Raw genomic sequence first — 19,535 nt, 5'->3', positions numbered from 1 at the left:
AACGAGATCTTCGGGCTTCTGATAGTTGGCTAACAGACTGCTAAGCAGCTCGTCGGGCACTTCGTGTTTGCGTGGACTCATGGTGTCTCCGGGTCAGATGGCAGTTTCCTGCCAATGCCCCGTTTACACAAAATCTAGGATAGGCCCCAACCCTCTCCCCGGCGGGGAGAGGGCGTCCGTCCGTTCTCGCGAAGAGCCAAGAGCAAGCGGCGCAGCCGCGGCGTTCCGCTGGCGCGCTTTTGACGTTGCTCTTGATCTACCGGATCCCCTTGGCGCCAAGCAGGGTGCCTTTTCTTCTTGGGTACTTCTTCTTTGGGCAAGTGTATGGACCGGAGACATTGTGGACGGAGCACGTCAGGTGGCGTCCATAGGGGCGAAGGACTACAAGGCATGCTCTTATATATCGTCTAGTGTGCTAAGACATTTCGAATCACTAAATCAGACCATTCCATGTCAGCCCGAATCTTCGAATCCATCAACATCGATGCGCCCCCATCCATCGTTTGGACAAGCCTGACCCAGCCCGAACTCATGCGCGCCTGGATGGGCGAGCCGGCGATGAACCTCGAAGTAAGCGCAGACTGGCGCCTCGGCGGCACCATCACCGTGCGCGGCGTGCACACCGGCCGCTTCGAGAACCGCGGCACCGTACTGGCCTTCGAACCCGAAACCCGCTTGAGCTACACGCACCTGAGTTCGGTATCCCGACTGCCCGACGAGCCCGCAAGCTACACAGTCCTGGAGTTCCGCCTGACATCGATCGGCGAACAGACCCGACTCGAGTTCGAGGCCCACGGCTTCCCCACCGAGGTGATCTTCCGCCACCTGGCGTTCTATTGGGGCGGCACGCTCGACGCGATCGCGCGACAGGCAGTAGCCCGCCACAAGGAAAGCACGACCTCCACCGGAGCGTAGCCACCGCCGAAACCATCCGGTTTCATCGGCTCATCGGCCCGACTCCGAAAAACACGCGTGAAGTTCTTAAGAAGTCAGAATCTACTGAGCGGATAAATCCACGCAGCGAATACCCGGCTTAGTTTTCCTGCGAGTTTTCCTGCTTTACCGGCTTACGATTCCTTATCCATTTCCTAGTGTTCTGGATTGCGCCGATTGCTTTTCCGCGCACCGCTGATGGAACGTTGCTGTAGGCGAGCAGGAAAGGCGTTGTAGGTCATCGGCATGCGAACGAGCAGATTCTTGATCGGCCGGCTGGCGGCGATGGCCCTGGGAGGCTGTCTGTCTTTTTCCGGCGCGGCCCTGGCCGCCGATCTGTACTGGTGCGACGGATGTACGCCGGAGCAGGAGAAAGCCATGCTCGGGCGGATCGAACACCGTGGGACCTGGTCCGAAGTCTATGTAGGCGATCCCGCCACGCGCACCCTGCATAAATACGGCGTGGCGCGCAGCTGGGGGCAGACGCTGCCGTACGACGTGCGGCGCAAATGGACCGAGCCGGAGGTCGAATCGGCGTTCGCGCAGCTGCTGCGCTTTCACGACGCGGCGCCCAAGGGCTGGAAGAAGGCCTATACGCTGCGCATCGTCGACTCGGCCAGGGAGGCGACGGACTACTTCAACCGGCAGGCCATCCCGGTATTCGACTATCCCGATCCCGGCGTCTCGGTCTACGACGTGCTGGAGAACGTGCGCCAGCGCCGCTATTTCGAGGGCTATGTGCAGGCGGACATCCTGCGCCGGATCCCGCTGGATCTGGGCATCACCCGGCGCAGCCTGGCCTATCTGCACACCATCGACGGCGCGCGCAGTCCGGTGGTCAGCGTGCAGGTGCAATTCACCGACGGCAGCCGCATCGCGGCCAGGCTGGATATCGCCGACGGCCTGATGGTGAAGATCGACGAACGCAGCGCGCGCGATCCGCGCAACCGCGCCGTTTCCGCGATGTCCGCTGCGGACGGCGGCGATGCGTCCACCTATGCAACGGAAGCGCGCGGAGACCACCGCCCACCGAGCCGCGACTACGTCGCCGACGCGGTGCCCGGCATGGGCGGGTGAAATCCACCGATTCGGAGTTCGCCGCATGGTGCGCGGCGCCATGTTTCAGCATCCTGTACGGGTCCTGGCACCCCGATGCCGTGGACCACTACCCGTGCGTTCCTGCGGCGCCCCAAGGCCGCAGTCATTCAGCCCCCGAGGGAAGGATTTCTCGGGGGTTTTTTTTGGCCTCCGCCAGGGGCAGGGCGGTATCGCCAGGAATGTGACGAGGCCAGCAGATGCCTGTCATGAACGATCCGGCATCTCCACTCCTTGCCGCCGTTGGGTTAGCTTCCGCCCGGTATCCATGCGCGCCCTCGGCGCCGGCCCATCGTTGCCTGGGCCGACGCCGACATCCGTGTCATCGCGCGCCGACATGAAGTAGGGGGAAGACCAAGATGCTCGTTCGCAGTCCGAGATGGCCCGCCTGGCCGGTGCTGCTGGTTTCGCTGTGCCTGGCCGCCTGTACCCAGGCGCCGGTGAAATCCGGTCAGCCGGTGGTGGTGGCCGACCATGCGCGGTTCTCCTTTCTTACCCCCACCTTGGTCCGCATGGAGTACTCGCCCGGCGGCGCCTTCGTGGACGCGCCCACCGCGGTGATGCAGAAGCGCGACTGGGCGCCGGTCACCGTGCACGTGTCGCGCGAGAAGGGCTGGCTGATCGCCGGCACCGAGGCGATGACCCTGCGCTACCGCCTCAATTCCGGCCCCTTCCATGCCGACAACCTGAAGGTGACGTGGGCTTCCGGCAAGCCCGGCGAATGGCATCCCGGTGCCGACGACCCGCAGAATCTCGGCGGCCTGACCTATTCGCTGGACAACATCAGCAAGGCCAACCTCACCGGCAACCCGCTGGAAAGCCCGGTGAACAACGTGATTCCCGGCATCGAAGTGAAGCTGGAGAAAGCCAAGCCGGGCCTGCTCAGCCGCAGCGGCTATGCCTTCGTCGACGACAGCGGCACGCCGCTGTGGAACAAGGCGGCGCAGTGGATCGAGCCGCGCAAGGAGCGCAGCGGACAGGACTGGTACCTGTTCGCCTACGGCAGCGACTATCGCAAGGCGCTGGGCGAATACGCCCAGTTGAGCGGCCAGATCCCGATGATCCCGCGCTACGTGCTCGGTCCGTGGATCACCGATTTCAACTTCGAATACTTCCCCGGCACGGCGGAGGCGAAGCAGCCGGCCTTCCAGCGCTACAACCAGAAGATGCTGGAGGACGAGGTGACGCGCCTGCGCACGGCGCGCATCCCGTTCGACACCCTGGTGCTGGATTTCGCCTGGCACAACTACGGCTGGGACGGCGGCTACGACTGGAGCCCGCTGATCCCGCAACCGGACCGCTTCATCACCTGGCTGCACGGGCGCGGGGTGAAGCTGGGCCTCAACGATCACCCCGGCTATGCCAATACGCAGGAAAGCATCCTGTCCTTCGACGACAGCCACGCGCCCGCGGTGTTGGAGGCGCTGGGCAAGCCGCCGCTGGTCAGGCCGTCGTTCGACCTGGACCTGTCCGCGCGCTGGCGTTTCGCGATCGATCCGCGCGATGCCGGCATCAAGGCCAAATGGTATGCGCCGGATTTCGATGCGCGCGGCTGGCGGGCGATCCAGGCCGACCGCTCCTGGCAGGTGCAGGGCCAGCCGAACTACGCAGGAGTGTCCTGGTACCGCAGCGACGTGCGCCTGCCGGCCGACCTGCCGAAGACGCTCTACCTCGTGCTCGGCGAGGTCGACCAGAGCTATCGCGTCTTCGTCAACGGCCAGGAACTGCAGCACAGCCAGATCCAGTGGCCGCAGCGGCTTACCTATACCGACGTCGCCGCGCTGGCGAAGCCCGGCGACATGCTCCATATCGCCTTGCGGGTGGAACCGGGACGCGGCGGCGGCGGCCTGTTGCGCGGGCCGGTGGCGCTGCGCGACGTGCATCCGCCGGAGCGCATTGCTTTCGATCTGTCCAGCCAGCGCGAGGCGGAGATCTTCATGCGCCGCCTGCACGAGCCGCTGATGCGCCAGGGCGTGGACCTGTGGTGGGTGGACGGCGGCAGTGGCGCCACCACCATGCCGGGCCTGAATCCGCAGTTCTGGACCAACAAGGTGTTCTACGACTTCACCGCCCAGGCCAGCGGCAAGCGCGGCTTTGTCCTCGGCCGCTACGGCGATTGGGGCAGCCAGCGCTATGCGGGCTTCTTTACCGGCGACACTTATTCGGAGTGGCCGGTGCTGGCCTACGAAGTGGCGTTCACCGCGCGCGGCGGCAATGTGCTGGTGCCGTACATCAGCCACGACATCGGCGGTTTCCACGGCGCGAAGATCGACTTCGACCTCTACGCACGCTGGATCCAGTTCGGCACCTTCAGCCCGCTGCTGCGCATGCACAGCGCCCACGCCAACCCGCGCGAGGGCAATACGCGGATGCCGTGGATGTATGGCGACAAGGGCCTGGCGCTGATGCGCAAGTACTTCACCCTGCGCACCCAGCTCATTCCCTACATCTATTCGTACGCCTGGATCGCGCACACCGATTCACTGCCGCTGCTGCGCCCGCTGTACCTGCAGCATCCGGAGCTGGAAGAGGCCTACAAGCAACCGTACGAATACTTCTTCGGCAACGACCTGCTGGTCGCGCCGGTGCTCGACACCAGCGGCCAGCGCACGGTCTATCTGCCGCCTGGGCAGTGGGTGGATTTCTTCAAGGGCAAGCATTACCAGGGCGACACCACCTTCACCGCACGCTATGCCACCGACGACATGCCCGTGTTCGCCCGCGCCGGCGCCATCGTGCCGATGCAGCCGCCGAGCGATTACTCGGACGCGAAGCCGCTGGATACGCTGATCCTGCATGTGTTCGGCGATGGCGATGGCAGTTTCTCGCTGTACGAGGACGATGGCGTGTCGCTGGATTACGACCAGGGTGGCCATGCCATCACCGCCATGCATCACAGCACCGGCCAGGACGGCGCCAACGAGTTGACGATCGACGCGGCGCAGGGCGAGTTCAAGGGGCAGGTGCAGCGGCGCGCGTATGAGTTGCGCCTGCATGCCGCGAAGAAGCCCGGCGGGTTGATGGTTGACGGCAAGCCGGGGCCGGCGTGGCGGTGGAGTGCGAAGGAAGGCGTGGCGACGGTGACGGTGCCGGCGCGGTCGGTGCGCGAAGCGGTGCGCTTGAGTTGGCGTTGAGCGAGAGCGAGTTTGCCGCACGGGGTTATGCCATCGTTGCCGATGTCGTAACCGCAGCAGACTGTGATCGTCTGCTCGGGATCGTCGGCGCGCGCGCACCGGCGCCTGTATGGGCCGCCACTTGAAGATGGCGTGGCCTGGGCGGTATCGGCGTAGGTTGGGGTGAGCCGCAGGCGAACCCCAACATCCCGTTGATGCGCCTTGCAACGTTGGGGTTCGCCTGCGGCTCACCCCAACCTACGCGTGCGTTGAAGGTCAGCTCGCGCCTTGCGGCCCGCATCCGACCGGCAACGGCAGGAACATCGGCCTTGCAGCCGGCCATGGGTCGCGCCAGATCACATCGCGTCCAATTTTCCGCACATCCGTCTGCCCCGTCAGCGCCATGCTCACGCTCAACTCGCGCCGGATGATCTCGATCGTCCGCGTCACGCCTTCCTCGCCCATCGCCCCCAGGCCATACAAAAACGCCTTGCCGATCAGGCCCGCGCGCGCACCCAATGCCAATGCCTTCAGTACATCCTGCCCACTGAGGATGCCGCCATCGAACAACACGTCGAGGTCATCGCCCACCGCATCGGCAATCCGCGGCAACACCTCGATACTCGCCGGCGCACCATCGAGCTGTCGCCCGCCATGATTGGACACCACGATCGCATCCACACCATGCGCCGCGGCGAGCCGCGCATCTTCCTCGTCCATGATGCCCTTGAGGATCAACTTCCCCGGCCACAGCTCGCGGATCCATTCCAGGTCCTTCCAGTTGAGCGTGGGATCGAACTGGCTGGCGATCCACTGCGCCAGCGTGGTGAGGCTGTCAGTGCCCTGGATGCGCCCGGCGAGGTTGCCGAACGAGCGGCTGGGCGCGCGCAGCACGCTCCACGCCCAGCGCGGCTTGCTCATGACGTCGAACAGATTGCGCAGGGTGACCTTGGGCGGCACGCTCAAGCCGTTCTTGATCTCGCGATGGCGCTGGCCCTGCACGGTGAGGTCGGCGGTGAGCATCAGTGCCGAGCAGCCGGCGTCCTTGGCGCGCTGGATCAGCTCGCGGGCGAAGCCGCGGTCGCGCATCACATAGAGCTGGAACCAGAACGGCGCGCCCACGGCCGCGCGCACCTGCTCGATCGAACAGATCGACACGGTGCTCAGGCAGAACGGAATGCCCGCCTTGGCCGCGGCGCGCGCGCCAAGGATTTCACCCGAACCGTGCTGCAGGCCGGTCAGGCCGGTGGGCGCGATGGCCAGCGGCATCGAGATCGGCTGGCCGACCACGGTGGTGGCGAGCGAGCGCTGGTCCACGTCCATCATCACGCGCTGGCGGAACTTCAGGCGTTCGAACGCCGCGCGGTTGTCGCGCAGCGTCACCTCGTCGTAGGCGCCGCGGTCGGCGTACTCGAAGAAGGCGCGCGGCACGCGGCGGCGCGCCAGTTCGCGCAGGTCCAGCACGTTGGTGATCGGCGTGGCCATGCCTTGCGCTCCTGCTCAGTGCACGGCGGCGGTGGCCGGTTCGTGCCACACGGGGCCATCGGGGAAGGCGTACTCCACCAGCGTACGCTCGTGCATGCGCGCGGAGAAACCCGGCTTGGTGGGCGCGAGGTAATGGCCGTTGCGGATCGTCACCGGATCCTCGAAATGCTCGTGCAGGTGGTCGACGAATTCGATCGCGCGGTCGTCCTTGCGGCCGGTGATCGCCACGAAGTCGGCCATCGCCAGGTGCTGCACCAGTTCGCACAGGCCCACGCCGCCGGCATGCGGGAATACGCGCACGCCGAACTTCGCCGCCATCAGCAGGATGGCCAGGTTCTCGTTGACGCCGCCGACGCGCGCGGCATCGATCTGCACCAGGTCGACCGCGCCGGCCTGGAACAGCTGCTTGAACATCACGCGGTTGTGGGTGTGCTCGCCGGTGGAGACCGGCACCGACACCGCGCGGCGGATCGCGGCGTGGCCAAGCACGTCGTCCGGGCTGGTCGGCTCCTCGATCCAGGCCAGGTCGAAACCTTCCAGGCGGCGCAGCCAGTCGATCGCCGCGTGCACGTCCCAGCGCTGGTTGGCGTCCACCGCGATGGCCACGTCCGGGCCCACGGTCTGGCGCACCAGGCTGCAGCGGCGCACATCGTCTTCCACGCTCAAGCCCACCTTGAGCTTGATCGTGCGGAAGCCGTCGGCCACCGCTTCGCGCGCCAGGCGCAGCATCTTCTCGTCGGTGTAGCCGAGCCAGCCGGGCGAGGTGGTGTAGGCGGGATAGCCTTCGGTGAGCAGCTGTTCGATGCGCGCGGCCTTGGCAGGCTCGGCGTCGCGCAGCATCTGCAGGGCTTCGTCCGGGGTCAGCACGTCGCTGAGATAACGGAAGTCGATGGTGGCGACCAGTTGCTCCGGCGTCAGCTCGGCGATATAGCGCCACAGCGGCTTGCCGGCGCGGCGCGCGGACAGGTCCCAGGCGGCATTGATCACCGCGCCGATGGCCATGTGCATCACGCCTTTTTCCGGCCCCAGCCAGCGCAGCTGCGAGTCGCCGACCATGCGCGCGGCGAAGCCGCCGAGGTCCTTGGTGACTTCGTCCAGCGTCAGGCCGACCACATACGGGCGCAGCGCATCGAGTGCGGCCTTCTGCACGTCGTTGCCGCGGCCGATGGTGAAGGCCAGGCCATGGCCGGCCAGGCCCGCCGGGTCGTCCGTGCGCAGCACGGCGTAGGCGGCGGAGTAGTCCGGATCCGGGTTCATCGCGTCGGAGCCGTCGAGCTGGCGCGAGGTCGGGAAACGGATGTCGTAGGTGTCTAGCGCGATGATCTTCACTGGGGCGTGTGTCGCCATGCGGCCGGCCTCCCTGTGCCGGTAGAAAAATGGAGGTGGTCGGGGCTCAGCGCGTGGTGTGCGCGTCGGCCGGATGGGCATGGACCTGCTGGCGCTGCTGGCCGAGGCCGTCGATGCCCAGCTCGATCACGTCGCCCGCGCGCAGGTAGGTCGGCGGCTTCAGTCCCAGGCCCACGCCCGCCGGCGTGCCGGTGCTGATCACGTCGCCGGGCAGCAGGGTCATGTAGCGGCTGATGTAGCTGACCAGCTTGGCCACGCCGAACACCATGTCGCTGGTGTTGCTGTCCTGGTAGCGGTGGCCGTTCACTTCCAGCCACAGGCGCAGGTTCTGCGGGTCGGGCACTTCGTCGGTGGTGACCAGCCAGGGGCCGAGCGGGCCGAAGGTGTCGCAGCTCTTGCCCTTCACCCACTGGCCGCCGTGCTCGAACTGGAACTCGCGCTCGGACAGGTCATTGACCACGATATAGCCGGCTACGTGCGCCAGCGCCTCGTCGATCGATACATCGCGCGCGGTCTCGCCGATCACCACGCCCAGCTCCACTTCCCAGTCGGTGCGGGTGGAGCCGCGCGGGATCACCACGTCGTCGTTCGGGCCCATGATCGCCGTGGTGGCCTTCATGAACAGCACCGGCTGCTCCGGCACGGCCTGTCCGGTTTCGGCGGCGTGGCGCGCGTAGTTCATGCCGACGCAGATCAGCTTGCTCACCGGCGCCACCGGCGCAGCGAAGCGCGGTGTACCTTCCACCGCCGGCAGGGTGGCCGGATCGATGGCCGCCAGGCGCGCGCGGCTGTCGCGGTTGAGCACGTAGGGGTCGATGTCGGCAACGTGCTCGGACAGGTCGCGCAGCACGCCGTCCTTGTCGATCAAGCCAGGTTTCTCGTTGCCGTGGGCGCCGTAGCGAACCAGTTTCATGTTCGATTCCTCAGTTGGACCAGCCACCGTCCACGATGTGCACGGTGCCGGTGGTGAAGGCCGCTTCGTCGGAGGCGAGATACAGCGCGAGCATGGCGATCTCCTCGGGGTCGCCCAGGCGCCCCATCGGCTGGCGCTCGACAAAGCCGCGCCATACCGCGTCCTCGTCGCCGCCCAGCGCGCGCACGCGGTCGCCCAGCGACGGCGTCTTCACCGTGCCGGGGCAGATCGCGTTGCAGCGGATGCCGCGTGCAACGAAATCGGAAGCGATGGATCGGGTCAGGCCGATCACCGCCGCCTTGGTCGTCGAATAAGCGAAGCGGTTCGGCACGCCCTTGATGCTCGACGCCACCGAGGACATGTTGACGATGCTGCCGCTACCGCGCTCCAGCATGGCCGGCAGCACGCGCTGGCACAGGTGGAACATGCTGTCGACGTTGATGGCGAAGGAGCGCTTCCACGCGCTGTCGTCGGTGTCGAGGATGGTGCCGGCGTGCACGAAGCCGGCGCAGTTGAACAGCACGTCGAACGGCGGATGGCTGGCGACCAGGCGGTCGATCTGCGCCGGATCGGTCACGTCCAGCCGCTCGGTGCGCAGCTGCGGCGCTTCGGCGGCCAGTGCGGCCAGCGCTTTCTCATCGATATCGGTAGCCAGCACGCGCGCGCCTTCGCGGGCGAAGGCGAGGGCGGTGGCGCGGCCGATGCCGGCGCCGGCCGCGGTGACCAGCGCATGCTTGCCGGCGAGACGGCCGCTCATGCCGGCTGCTCCGGCGTGGAACGAAGAAGGCGAGCGATCATGGCGTGATCTCCTTGCGGTGCGGATGAGTGATCGGCGCGAGGCGGTAGAACGCGGCGGCGTTGCCGCCGAAGATCGCGTCCTCGTGGCCGGGAGCGAGGCGCTGCACGTAGGCGCGCGCCAGGGCGAACCAGTGCGCGTAGTCGCCGCGCAGGGTCAGCACCGGCCAGTCGCTGCCCCATAGCAGGCGCGAGGGGCCGAAGCAGGCGAACAGGTGCTCGACGTAGGGTGCCAGCGCCTGTTCCGACAGGTTCGGTGCGAGCTGGGTGAGCAGGCCGGAGAGCTTGCAGCGCAGCGAAGTGCGCTCGGCCAGCGCGGCGATCGGCGCGGCCCAGGTGTCGAAATCGGCGACGCCATCGATCACCGGCTTGCCGCCGTGATCGAGCACGGCGCGCAGTTGCGGTTCGCGTTCGAGGCGCGCGAGCAGCGCAGGCAACTGGTCCGGACGCACCAGCGCGTCGTAGGCCAGGCCGTGGCGCTGCAGGCTGGCGAAGGCGGCGTCGAGTGCGGGGCGCGCCAGCCAGTCCGGATCGTCGATGTCCTGCGCCATCGGCCGCAGGCCGAGCAGCAGGCCGTCGCCATCGCGCACCAGGGCGGCGATGCGCGTGTCGACATCCGCGGCTTCGAAATCCACCCAGCCCACCACGCCGGCCACCGCGCGATCGGCGTGGGCCAGCTCGAACAGGAAGCGCGTTTCGGCCTCGGTCGGCGCGGCCTGCACCAGGATCGCGCGCTGCACGCCGGCCGCAGCGCGGTGCGGGTCGAGTTCGAACGGCAGGAAGTCGCGGCGCAGCACGTGCGGCGCGTCGGCCAGCCAGCCGTAGTCGCCGCGCTGCATGCGCCAGTAGTGCTGGTGGGCATCGATCGAGTTCATGGCGTCACCGCGTGCTCGCCGAGCAGGCCGGCGGCGCGCAGGCGCGGCCATAGATCGGCGGGCAGTGCCGCATCGCGGCGAGCGGCGGCGGCGTCCGCTTCGTCCGGCGTGCGCATGCCGCAGACCACGGTGGCCACGGCCGGATGCCATAGCGGGAACTGCAGCGCCGCGGCGCCGACGCTGGCGCCGGCTTCGGCGCAGATGTCGTAGAAACGCTGGGCGCGGGCACGCACCGCCGCATCGGCCGGCGCGTAGTTGTAGGTGTCGCCCGGCCGGTCGCCACCGAGCAGGCCGGAGTTGTACGGCGCGGCCGCGAAGATCGCGACGTTGCGTGCCAATGCTTCGGCCATCACGCGCGCGCCGTGTTCCTGTTCGAACAAGGTGTAGCGGCCGGCCAGCATGATCACGTCCAGCTCGAAGCGCGGCATCACCTCCAGGCACACCGCTTCCTCGTTCACGCCCAGGCCGATCGCGCCGCATACGCCTTGCGCGCGCAGTTCGGCCAGCGTCGGCAGGGCTTCGTCCAGGGCCTGGCGCAGCACGCGCGGATGTTCGGCGCCGTGGGTGAGGGCGCCGATGTCGTGCAACAGCAGTACGTCGACGTGGTCCACGCGCAGGCGGCGCAGGCTGGCGTCCACCGCGCGGCGGACGCCGTCGCGGCTGTAGTCGAACACGGCGCGCTTGCCGGCCACGTCGAAACCGTCGGCCAGCGGGTCGCGGCCGGGCGCGTCCTCGATCAGCCGGCCGACCTTGGTGGACAGGGTGTAGCTGGCGCGCGGCATGCCCGCCAGCGCGGCGCCGAGGCGTTCCTCGGCCAGGCCGTAGCCGTAATAGGGGGCGGTATCGAAGTGGCGGATGCCGTGCCGCCAGGCGTGTTCCACCGCCAGGCGGGCGATCGATTCGTCCACCCCCGCGTACAGGTTGCCGATCGGAGCGCCGCCGAAGGCGAGCCGCGATACCGCGGGACCGCGCCGGGGCAGGCGCTGTTCGGCATCTTGCGGGTTGGGAATGCCTGGATCGGCCATGCAGAAACTCCGCTCGCTGGGCGCCCCTGGAAACCGGCCTCGGTGGGGCTCGGAAGGGACTTTGGCCCATGCGCAGGTCCCCTCTCAAATGCCCGCGCAGGGTATCGAATCAGTGTGCACCTATGAATTGTGTATTTACAAGTGGAAATCGGCTAGTCCGTAAGATCGATGAAATTTGTGTTGCAACGCGACTTGAAACGATCTAATTAAATATGAACCATCGGTTTGCCGGTGAAGCCGGCGATCTTCCGCTGGCGGGCGCAATCGCCGCCGCAGCGGCATCTGGGGATGAGGGGAGGCTTGGCGTGGACCGGCACGAAACCACTTCAGCGCACGCTGGCGCCGCCTGGCCCGCGGATGGCGTGCTCGGCGCGCTGCCCGCGGCAGGCCGCGGCCCGGGCCGTCCCGGCGCCGCCCCGGATGGTGCGCCCACATCGCATGCGGGCGTCGTTCGCGCCCCATTCCTCGCCGCCGACGTCGGCGGCACGCACGCACGCCTGGCGCTGATGGCGCCGGGTACCGGCGCCGGTGGCCCGGTGGTGCAGGCGTATCGGATCTTCCGCTGCGGCGAGCACGCCAGCTTCGCCGCGATCGTGCGCGCCTTCCTCGACGGGCTGGCCACACGCCCGCGCGAGCTGGTGCTGGCCTGCACCGGTTGCGCGCACGAAGGCGTGCTGATCAACGAGAGCCTGCCGTGGCGCATCGAGCCGGCAGCGCTTGCGACCGAGCTGCGCCTGGACGAAGTGCATCTGATCAACGATTTCGTCGCACTGACTCACGCAGCGCCTTACATCGACAGCGCGCGTTCGCCGCTGGTGCACGCTGCACGAGCCACCTCGACGCCCGGACCCATCGTGGTGGTCGGCCCGGGTACGGGCTTGGGCGCCGCGGTGCGCCTGCCCGGTTCGCCGCCCGTCGTGTTGCCCAGCGAAGCCGGCCAGATGCAATTGGCCGCGCGCGTCGGCCGCGAGCAGGACGTGATGCGCCTGCTCGCCGCCCGCGATACGCATACCTCCTACGAGGCGGTGCTGTCCGGCCCCGGCGTGCTGCGCGTCTACGAGGCGCTGTGCCGCGAGCAGGGCAGGGTGCCGGCCTGCGCCGAACCGGCGGCGGTCACCGCCGCGGCGATCGAAGGCAGCGATCCGCGCGCGAAGGAAACGCTGGACCTGTTCTGCGGCTGGCTCGGTTCCTTCGCCGGCGACCTGGCCATGCTGTACCAGGCCACCGGCGGCATTTATCTGGCCGGCGGGTTCCTTTCGCGCATCTCCGGCTACGTGCGCGCGAGCAGCTTCGTCGAGCGCTTCCTCGACAAGGGCGTGATGCGCCCGTTCCTGCACAACGTGCCGGTGCGCGTGGTGGATCATGGCCAGCTCGGCGTGATCGGCGCCGCCAGCTGGCTGCTGGACCAGTCGGCGCAGCGCTGATGCGGGCATCGACGCTCCATCGCGGCGCGCTCGCGCTTGCGTTGATCGCCGCCTCCGCCGCGGCCGGCGCCGGTGCGCCGGATGCGCGCACGATCGAGGCGCAGTGGCGCGAAGCGAACCGCCCTTACGACGCCGCGCGCGCCGCCGTGCTGAGGCAGGTCGACGCGCAGGCCTGGCAAGGGCCGTTCTCGCCCGATTGGGAAGCGCTGGCCAACTATCGCGCGCCGGACTGGTACCGTGACGCCAAGTTCGGCGTGTTCATCCATTGGGGCGTGTATTCCGTGGCGGCGTACAAGGGCGAGTGGTATCCGCGCCATATGTACGAACGCGAGGGCAAGTACGCCGATTACCGCCAGTACCAGCTCGACACTTACGGCCCGCAGGCCGGCTACAAGGATCTGATCCCGCGCTTCACGGCAACAAAGTTCGATGCCGCTGCGTGGGCGAAACTATTTCGCGAAGCCGGCGCGCGTTATGTGGTGCCGGTGGCCGAGCACCATGACGGCTTCGCCATGTACGACTCCAGGCTCAGTGACTGGACCGCGGTGAAGATGGGCCCGAAGCGCGACGTGATCGGCCAGCTCGCCAAGGCCGTGCGCGCCGAGGGCATGAAGCTCGGCCTGTCTTCGCATCGCGCCGAGCACGACTGGTTCTTCGCCTACGGCCGCCAGTTCGATTCCGACGTCAACGACCCGCGCTATGCCGCGCTGTACGGCCCCGCGCATCCGCTGCAGGGCGCCAAGGGCGAGGACGGCAAGGAACACGACTGGAGCTTCGTCTCCGATGCCTATCTGGACGACTGGCTGGCGCGCTCCGGCGAGATCGTCGAGGACTACAAGCCCGACCTGATGTACTTCGACTGGTGGGTCGACCAGCCGCGCTTCCGCGGCGCGCTGGCCCGCTTCGCCGCGTTCTACTACAACCAGGCCGCGGCGCAGGGGCAGGGCGTGGTGCTCAACTACAAGCTCGACGGCATGCGCACCGGCAGCGGCACGCTGAACATCGAGCGCGGCCAGGCCGCGGACATCCGTCCCGAGCCGTGGCAGACCGAGACCTCGGTGAGCCGCGAATCCTGGGGCTATGTCGAGCACGACAGCTACAAGGATCCGGACGAGATCGTGCACCTGCTGGCCGACGTGGTCAGCAAGAACGGCAACCTGCTGTTGAACGTCGGCCCCAAGGGCGACGGCAGCATGCCGCCGGAAGCGGTGGCGATCCTCCACGCGGTGGGCGGCTGGCTGCATGCCAACGGCGAGGCGATCTACGGCACGCGGCCGTGGCAGCGCTACGGCGAAGGCCCGACGCAAGTGGCGGCGGGCACCATGCAGGACAGCAAGACCAAGCCGTTCACTGCCGAGGATTTCCGCTTCACCACGCGCGACGGCCGGCTCTATGCGATCGAGCTGGGCCAGCCGCAGGACGGCCGCGCCGTGATCCATTCGATCGGCGCCGGGCAGCGCGTACGCCGCGTCACCTTGCTGGCGAGCGGCGCCGACATTCCTTTCGAGCAGCAGGCTGACGGCCTGCACCTGCGCCTTCCCACCCTCCCCACTGGACCGCACGCCTATGCCTATCGCATCGAACTGCACTGAGCCGCGCCCGCTGCGCCGCCGCCTCGCCGCCGCCCTGCTGTGCGCCTGCGCAGGTTTCGCCGCGCACGCGCAGGACGCCACCGCGCCTACCGCCAAGACGCAGAGCCCGCAGCGCAACAGCGAATTGTGGGAGCAGGCCAGTGCCAAGTTCGAACCGCAGCGCCAGGCATTGCTGGGCGAGGTGGCGAAGGGCGATGGCGCCGGTCCCTTCCGCGCCGACTGGGCCTCGCTGCAGGCTTACCGTTCGCCGTCGTGGTACGACGACGCCAAGTTCGGCATCTTCATCCATTGGGGCGTGTACTCGGTGCCGGCCTTCGGCAGCGAGTGGTACTCGCGCAATATGTACGTGCAGGGCAGCAAGGAATTCGCCCACCACGTGGCGACCTACGGCCCGCAGGCGAAGTTCGGCTACAAGGACTTCATCCCGATGTTCACGGCGAAGAAGTTCGACCCCGCCGTGTGGGCGAAACTATTTCGCGAAGCCGGCGCGCGCTACGTGGTGCCGGTGGCCGAGCATCACGACGGCTTCGCCATGTACGACTCGCGCTTGAGCGACTGGACCGCGGTGAAGATGGGTCCCAAGCGCGACGTGATCGGCCAGCTGGCCAAGGCGATCCGCGCCGAAGGCCTGCATTTCGGCCTGTCCTCGCATCGAGCCGAGCACAACTGGTTCATGGGCAACGGCCGCGAGTTCGCTTCCGACGTCAACGATCCGAAGTACGCCGAGTTCTATGGCCCCGCGCAGCTGCGCATGAGCGGCCCGGACAGCGACAACCTCTCCGGCGACTTCACCTACGTCTCGCAGGCCTGGCTGGACGACTGGCTGGCGCGCACCACCGAGCTGATCGACGACTACCACCCGGACCTGATCTACTTCGACTGGTGGATCGGCCATCCCACCTTCCGCAACTCGCTGCCGAAGATGCTGGCCTACTACTACAACCAGGGCGCCCAGCGCGGCGGCGTGGTGGTCAATTACAAATTTGGCGAGTTCGCCGACGGCGCCGGCACCTACGACGTGGAGCGCGGCCGCCTCACCGGCATCAATCCCACCCATTGGCAGACCGATACCTCGATCAGCAACGAGTCCTGGGGCTTCGTCGAGCACGACACCTACAAGCCGCCGCAGGAGATCATCCAGCTGCTGGTCGACGTGGTCAGCAAGAACGGCAATCTGCTGCTGAATATCGGCCCGCGCGGGGATGGCAGCATCCCGAAGGCTGCGCAGGACACCTTGCGTTCGATCGGCCGCTGGCTGAAGACCAATGGCGAGGCGGTCTACGGCACCAGCCCGTGGCGCCAGTTCGGCGAGGGCCCGACCGAGGTGGTGGGCGGCTCGTTCCAGGACACCAAGTCCAAGGCCAATACCGCGCAGGATTTCCGCTTTACCCGGCACGGCAACAAGCTCTACGCGATCGAGCTGGCCTGGCCGGCCGATGGCAAGGCGGTGATCCACGCGCTCAAGGCCACCGACAACGTGAAAGCGGTGACCCTGCTCGCCAACGGCAAGCCGGTGCCGTTCAAGCAGGAAGACGACGGCCTGCACCTGAGCCTGCCGACCAAGGCGGTCGGCGAATATGCGTACGTGCTGCGCATCGAACTGGGGGCCCCGTGATGCGGCGTCTGTTGCTGCTTGCCCTGTTGCTGCTGCCCGCGCTGGCCAGCGCGCGCATTCCCGGCGCGATGTTCTATCTGATGGGCACGCCCAAATCGATGGCTTCGTTCGAGGCGCACGCCGACAAGATCGGCGTGGTGGTGCCCACCTGGTATCACGTGGACGAGAGCGGCCTGGTCTCGGGCGAGCCCAATCCCTACGTGATGAAGATCGCCAGGGAACGGCGCATGCCGGTGATGCCGATCCTCTCGATCGGCGGCGTGCGCGATAAATTCCACCAGCTGCTGCACGACGAGGCGGCGAAGAAGGCGATGATCGCCGCACTGGTGGAGCAGGGCGCCAAGCATGGCTACCTGGGCTTCCAGTTCGACTTCGAGAACATCGACTGGAACGACCGCGACGCGCTCAGCCTGATGACGAAGCAGACCGCCGAAGCACTGCACAAGCACGGCATGCAGCTGTCCATCGCGGTGGTGCCGAATGCGCCGGGTTATGCGGGCGCCGGCGGCTTCGCGCAGTGGATGTGGAAGTACTGGCGCGGCGCCTACGACCTCAAGGCGCTGGGCCAGTCGGCCGACCTGATCTGCCTGATGACTTACGACCAGCACACGCGCTGGACCACGCCAGGCCCGGTGGCCGGCATGCCGTGGACCGTGCAGCACCTGGAGTACGCGCTGACCCTGGTGCCGAAGGACAAGCTGTCGGTCGGCATTCCCACCTACGGCTACCACTGGTACGCCGAGGATCCGCGCCGCGAGGATGGCAAGGAGCAATCCAATATCGCCGCCAGCTACATCGACGCGGACGAATCCTTCCCGCTCGCCAAGCAGTACGGCGCCACCATCCAGTGGGATCCGGTGGAGCACGAAAGCTGGTTCTGGTTCTACCGCGACGGCATGCGCGAATGGGTGTTCCTGCCCGACGCGCGCGCCTTCCGCGACCGCGTGGCGCTGGTCAAGCAGTACGGCCTGCAGGGTTATTGCTCGTGGGTGCTGGGCGCCGAGGATCCGAAAGTATGGGACGAACTGCCGGAGGCGACACGATGAGGAAGGCCAGGGTCTTGCGCGTTTGTCTCGGCGCGCTGGCGCTGGCCTGGTGTGCGTTCGCGCATGCCAGCCTGGCGCTGGTGCCGTATCCGAAGCAGGTGGAAGAGGGCAAGGGCAGTTTCGTGCTCGACAAGAAAGTCGCCATCGAAGCGCCGGCCGATGCGCGCTCGAAGGAGATCGCCGCCTTCCTGCACGATGCGATCCAGGCGCAGGCCGGCCTGGATCTGCATGCGGGCAGCAGGGGACGGCGCATTGCGCTGCGCCTGGATCCGACCGTCGCCGGTGACGAGGCTTATCGCCTGGACGTCAATCCGCACGGCATCGAGATCCGCGCATCCAGCGACAAGGGCCTGTTCTGGGGCGTGCAGACGCTGCGCCAGCTGCTGCCGCTGAATATTTCCGGGTCACCCAAGGTAACGATACCAACGGTGCGCATCGAGGATCAGCCGGCCTTCGTCTACCGCGGCCACATGCTCGACGTGGGCCGGCATTTCTATCCGGTGTCCTTCATCGAGAAACAGCTCGACCTGATGAGCTACTACAAGCTCAACGTGTTCCGCTGGCATCTCACCGAGGATCAGGGCTGGCGCATCGAGATCAAGCGCTACCCCAAGCTCACCGAAGTGGGTGCGTGGCGCACCGAGGCCGACGGCAGCCGCTACGGCGGCTTCTACACGCAGGACCAGATCCGCGAGGTGGTCGAGTACGCGCGCCAGCGCAACATCATGGTGATCCCCGAGATCGAGATGCCGGGCCATAGCTCGGCGGCGATCGCGGCGTACCCGGAGCTGTCCTGCGCGAAGAAGCCGATCCCGGTGCAGATCGGCTGGGGCGTGTTCAGTGACGTGTTCTGCCCGGCCGACGAGAACGTCTACGTCTTCCTGCAGAACGTGCTGGACGAAGTGCTGCCGCTGTTCCCGTCGCCCTACGTGCATATCGGCGGCGACGAAGTGCCGGCCGGCGCGTGGGCGCATTGCGAGGCCTGCGACAAGCTGATCCGCGAGCAGGGCCTGGAGAACGAAGCGGGCTTGCAGAGCTACTTCATCCGGCGCATGCAGGTGTATCTGGCCGGCAAGGGCAAGACCATGATCGGCTGGGATGAGATCCTCGAAGGCGGCGTGGATTCCGCCGCCGTGGTCGAGGTCTGGCGCGGCGACGCCGGGGCGCACAAGGCGTTCGCCAATGGCAACCGGATCATCAATGCCAGCCCGTACTACCTCGACTCACCGCTGGCGCGCCTGACCGTGGAAAAGCTGTATATGGTCGATCCGCTGGGCGATGCCGATTTCGCGCAGAGCAAGCTGGTACTGGGCGCGGAAGCGCCGCTGTGGAGCGAGCGCGCCGACCCGCTGAACGCTGAGCAGCGCCTGTATCCGCGCCTGCTCGCCTTCGCCGAACGCCTGTGGCGCGGCGGCGCGGCCGATGCGGCGGCTTATGCGGATTTCCACCAGCGCCTGGCTGCGCAGTATCCGCGCCTGGACGCCTGGCAGGTGGCGTATGGACCGGAAGACCGCAACACCGTCGATTACACGGTGAGCGCCAACGCCGCCCACGACGGTTGGCAGGTCAGCACGCAACGCGGCTTCGACGACCTCGTCATCCACTACACCACCGACGGCAGCGAACCGACCGCGACCTCGCCTTCGTTCACCGACGTACTGGATTTGAAACAGCCCGGCACGCTTCGCGTGGTGCCGTTCCGCCGCGGCCGCGCCTACGACCATCCGCGTTCGTTCCAGCTCGAACGCAGTGCAGCATTCGGCGCTGCCGCCAGCGTCGATCCGGCGCCTGATTCGAGCTACAGCGGCCACGGCGCCGCCACGCTCACCGACGGCGTACTGGGCAGCGAAGAGTTCAAGAGCGGCGCCTGGCTGGGCTGGGAGGAAATCGATCCCAAACTGGGCCTGGATCTGGGCAGTGTCACCGAGCTGCACGAAGTCAGCGTGGGTGTGCTGCAGCAAGCCGAATCCTGGATCTGGTGGCCGCGCAAGGTCCGCTTCGCCGCCTCGGAGGACGGCAAGCACTGGACCACCCTGCGCGAGCTGAAGATCAAGCCGATCGCGCGCGACAACCTCGGCCATATACAGCGTGTGGCCTATACGGCCGCGCGGCCGTTCCGCGCACGCTATCTGCGGATCGAATTGACGCGGCATGCCGCGGAGGACGGACGTCACACCTGGACGTTCGTCGATGAAATCCTGGCGCGCTGAGGGAGCGCGCCGGGCAACAGGAGCAATAAGCGGTACGTCTCGCCTTCGGGGGAAGGCAATCCATCTA

At 67.2% G+C, this 19,535-nt stretch carries 14 protein-coding genes; 8 read left to right on the top strand and 6 right to left on the bottom strand.

The window, feature by feature from the left end:
* The first annotated feature begins 450 nt into the window (after window positions 1–450).
* From AB4083_RS14815 to AB4083_RS14805, 3 genes are all read left to right on the top strand, one after another.
* Window positions 451–915 (top strand): SRPBCC family protein, encoded by a 465-nt coding sequence (locus AB4083_RS14815; protein WP_441608847.1) that lies wholly within the window; start codon window positions 451–453, stop codon window positions 913–915.
* A 264-nt stretch (window positions 916–1,179) separates the two neighbouring features.
* Window positions 1,180–2,010, top strand: coding sequence for a hypothetical protein (locus tag AB4083_RS14810; protein ID WP_441608846.1), 831 nt, complete (start codon window positions 1,180–1,182; stop codon window positions 2,008–2,010).
* A 377-nt stretch (window positions 2,011–2,387) separates the two neighbouring features.
* A complete protein-coding gene (locus tag AB4083_RS14805; RefSeq protein WP_441608845.1) occupies window positions 2,388–5,162 on the top strand; it encodes a TIM-barrel domain-containing protein in 2,775 nt (924 codons plus the stop codon).
* Between the two features lie 255 nt (window positions 5,163–5,417).
* Here AB4083_RS14805 and AB4083_RS14800 read toward each other — a convergent pair whose 3' ends face one another.
* From AB4083_RS14800 to AB4083_RS14775, 6 genes are read right to left on the bottom strand one after another with little or no spacing between them, the layout of a single operon-like run.
* Window positions 5,418–6,626 (bottom strand): alpha-hydroxy acid oxidase, encoded by a 1,209-nt coding sequence (locus AB4083_RS14800; protein ID WP_441608844.1) that lies wholly within the window; start codon window positions 6,624–6,626, stop codon window positions 5,418–5,420.
* Between the two features lie 15 nt (window positions 6,627–6,641).
* On the bottom strand, window positions 6,642–7,973 hold the full coding sequence (locus tag AB4083_RS14795; RefSeq protein ID WP_441608843.1) for an enolase C-terminal domain-like protein: 1,332 nt from the start codon (window positions 7,971–7,973) through the stop codon (window positions 6,642–6,644).
* Between the two features lie 46 nt (window positions 7,974–8,019).
* Window positions 8,020–8,886 carry a fumarylacetoacetate hydrolase family protein gene (locus AB4083_RS14790; RefSeq protein WP_441608842.1) on the bottom strand — a complete coding sequence of 289 codons (867 nt, stop codon included), beginning with the start codon at window positions 8,884–8,886 and terminating at the stop codon, window positions 8,020–8,022.
* 10 nt (window positions 8,887–8,896) lie between these two features.
* Window positions 8,897–9,643, bottom strand: a complete 747-nt coding sequence (locus AB4083_RS14785) for an SDR family oxidoreductase (protein WP_441608841.1) — start codon at window positions 9,641–9,643, stop codon at window positions 8,897–8,899.
* Between the two features lie 37 nt (window positions 9,644–9,680).
* Window positions 9,681–10,556 (bottom strand): amidohydrolase family protein, encoded by an 876-nt coding sequence (locus AB4083_RS14780; protein WP_441608840.1) that lies wholly within the window; start codon window positions 10,554–10,556, stop codon window positions 9,681–9,683.
* Window positions 10,553–11,581 carry an aldo/keto reductase gene (locus tag AB4083_RS14775; RefSeq protein ID WP_441608839.1) on the bottom strand — a complete coding sequence of 343 codons (1,029 nt, stop codon included), beginning with the start codon at window positions 11,579–11,581 and terminating at the stop codon, window positions 10,553–10,555. The genes AB4083_RS14780 and AB4083_RS14775 overlap by 4 nt, the downstream gene beginning before the upstream one ends.
* Window positions 11,582–11,886: 305 nt before the next feature.
* On the opposite strand from AB4083_RS14775, the gene AB4083_RS14770 reads away from it, so the two are divergent.
* Genes AB4083_RS14770 through AB4083_RS14750 form a run of 5 tightly spaced genes read left to right on the top strand, consistent with a single transcriptional unit; the run spans window position 11,887 to window position 19,468 of the window.
* The gene (locus AB4083_RS14770) at window positions 11,887–13,005 is read left to right on the top strand and encodes a glucokinase (protein ID WP_441608838.1); all 1,119 of its coding nucleotides are present in this window, start codon (window positions 11,887–11,889) and stop codon (window positions 13,003–13,005) included.
* Window positions 13,005–14,597 (top strand): alpha-L-fucosidase, encoded by a 1,593-nt coding sequence (locus AB4083_RS14765; protein WP_441608837.1) that lies wholly within the window; start codon window positions 13,005–13,007, stop codon window positions 14,595–14,597. The genes AB4083_RS14770 and AB4083_RS14765 overlap by 1 nt, the downstream gene beginning before the upstream one ends.
* Window positions 14,572–16,212, top strand: a complete 1,641-nt coding sequence (locus AB4083_RS14760) for an alpha-L-fucosidase (RefSeq protein WP_441608836.1) — start codon at window positions 14,572–14,574, stop codon at window positions 16,210–16,212. Before AB4083_RS14765 ends, AB4083_RS14760 begins: the two co-directional genes overlap by 26 nt.
* Window positions 16,212–17,258, top strand: coding sequence for a glycosyl hydrolase family 18 protein (locus AB4083_RS14755; RefSeq protein WP_441608835.1), 1,047 nt, complete (start codon window positions 16,212–16,214; stop codon window positions 17,256–17,258). Before AB4083_RS14760 ends, AB4083_RS14755 begins: the two co-directional genes overlap by 1 nt.
* On the top strand, window positions 17,255–19,468 hold the full coding sequence (locus AB4083_RS14750; RefSeq protein ID WP_441608834.1) for a glycoside hydrolase family 20 protein: 2,214 nt from the start codon (window positions 17,255–17,257) through the stop codon (window positions 19,466–19,468). The genes AB4083_RS14755 and AB4083_RS14750 overlap by 4 nt, the downstream gene beginning before the upstream one ends.
* Window positions 19,469–19,535: the final 67 nt, after the last annotated feature.

This window comes from Dyella sp. 2RAB6 (assembly GCF_052115385.1).
Classification (GTDB): domain Bacteria; phylum Pseudomonadota; class Gammaproteobacteria; order Xanthomonadales; family Rhodanobacteraceae; genus Dyella_D.
Note: the sequence above shows the minus strand (reverse complement) of the source record. Positions and strands in the feature narration are given on the sequence as shown.

Coding starts and splice junctions, on each gene's coding strand:
- AB4083_RS14755 (WP_441608835.1), top strand. CDS start 16,212: ATGCGGCGTCTGTTGCTGCTTGCCCTGTTGCTGCTGCCCGCGCTGGCC.
- AB4083_RS14785 (WP_441608841.1), bottom strand. CDS start 9,643: ATGAGCGGCCGTCTCGCCGGCAAGCATGCGCTGGTCACCGCGGCCGGC.
- AB4083_RS14780 (WP_441608840.1), bottom strand. CDS start 10,556: ATGAACTCGATCGATGCCCACCAGCACTACTGGCGCATGCAGCGCGGC.
- AB4083_RS14760 (WP_441608836.1), top strand. CDS start 14,572: ATGCCTATCGCATCGAACTGCACTGAGCCGCGCCCGCTGCGCCGCCGC.
- AB4083_RS14790 (WP_441608842.1), bottom strand. CDS start 8,886: ATGAAACTGGTTCGCTACGGCGCCCACGGCAACGAGAAACCTGGCTTG.
- AB4083_RS14805 (WP_441608845.1), top strand. CDS start 2,388: ATGCTCGTTCGCAGTCCGAGATGGCCCGCCTGGCCGGTGCTGCTGGTT.
- AB4083_RS14775 (WP_441608839.1), bottom strand. CDS start 11,581: ATGGCCGATCCAGGCATTCCCAACCCGCAAGATGCCGAACAGCGCCTG.
- AB4083_RS14810 (WP_441608846.1), top strand. CDS start 1,180: ATGCGAACGAGCAGATTCTTGATCGGCCGGCTGGCGGCGATGGCCCTG.
- AB4083_RS14800 (WP_441608844.1), bottom strand. CDS start 6,626: ATGGCCACGCCGATCACCAACGTGCTGGACCTGCGCGAACTGGCGCGC.
- AB4083_RS14795 (WP_441608843.1), bottom strand. CDS start 7,973: ATGGCGACACACGCCCCAGTGAAGATCATCGCGCTAGACACCTACGAC.
- AB4083_RS14815 (WP_441608847.1), top strand. CDS start 451: ATGTCAGCCCGAATCTTCGAATCCATCAACATCGATGCGCCCCCATCC.
- AB4083_RS14750 (WP_441608834.1), top strand. CDS start 17,255: ATGAGGAAGGCCAGGGTCTTGCGCGTTTGTCTCGGCGCGCTGGCGCTG.
- AB4083_RS14765 (WP_441608837.1), top strand. CDS start 13,005: ATGCGGGCATCGACGCTCCATCGCGGCGCGCTCGCGCTTGCGTTGATC.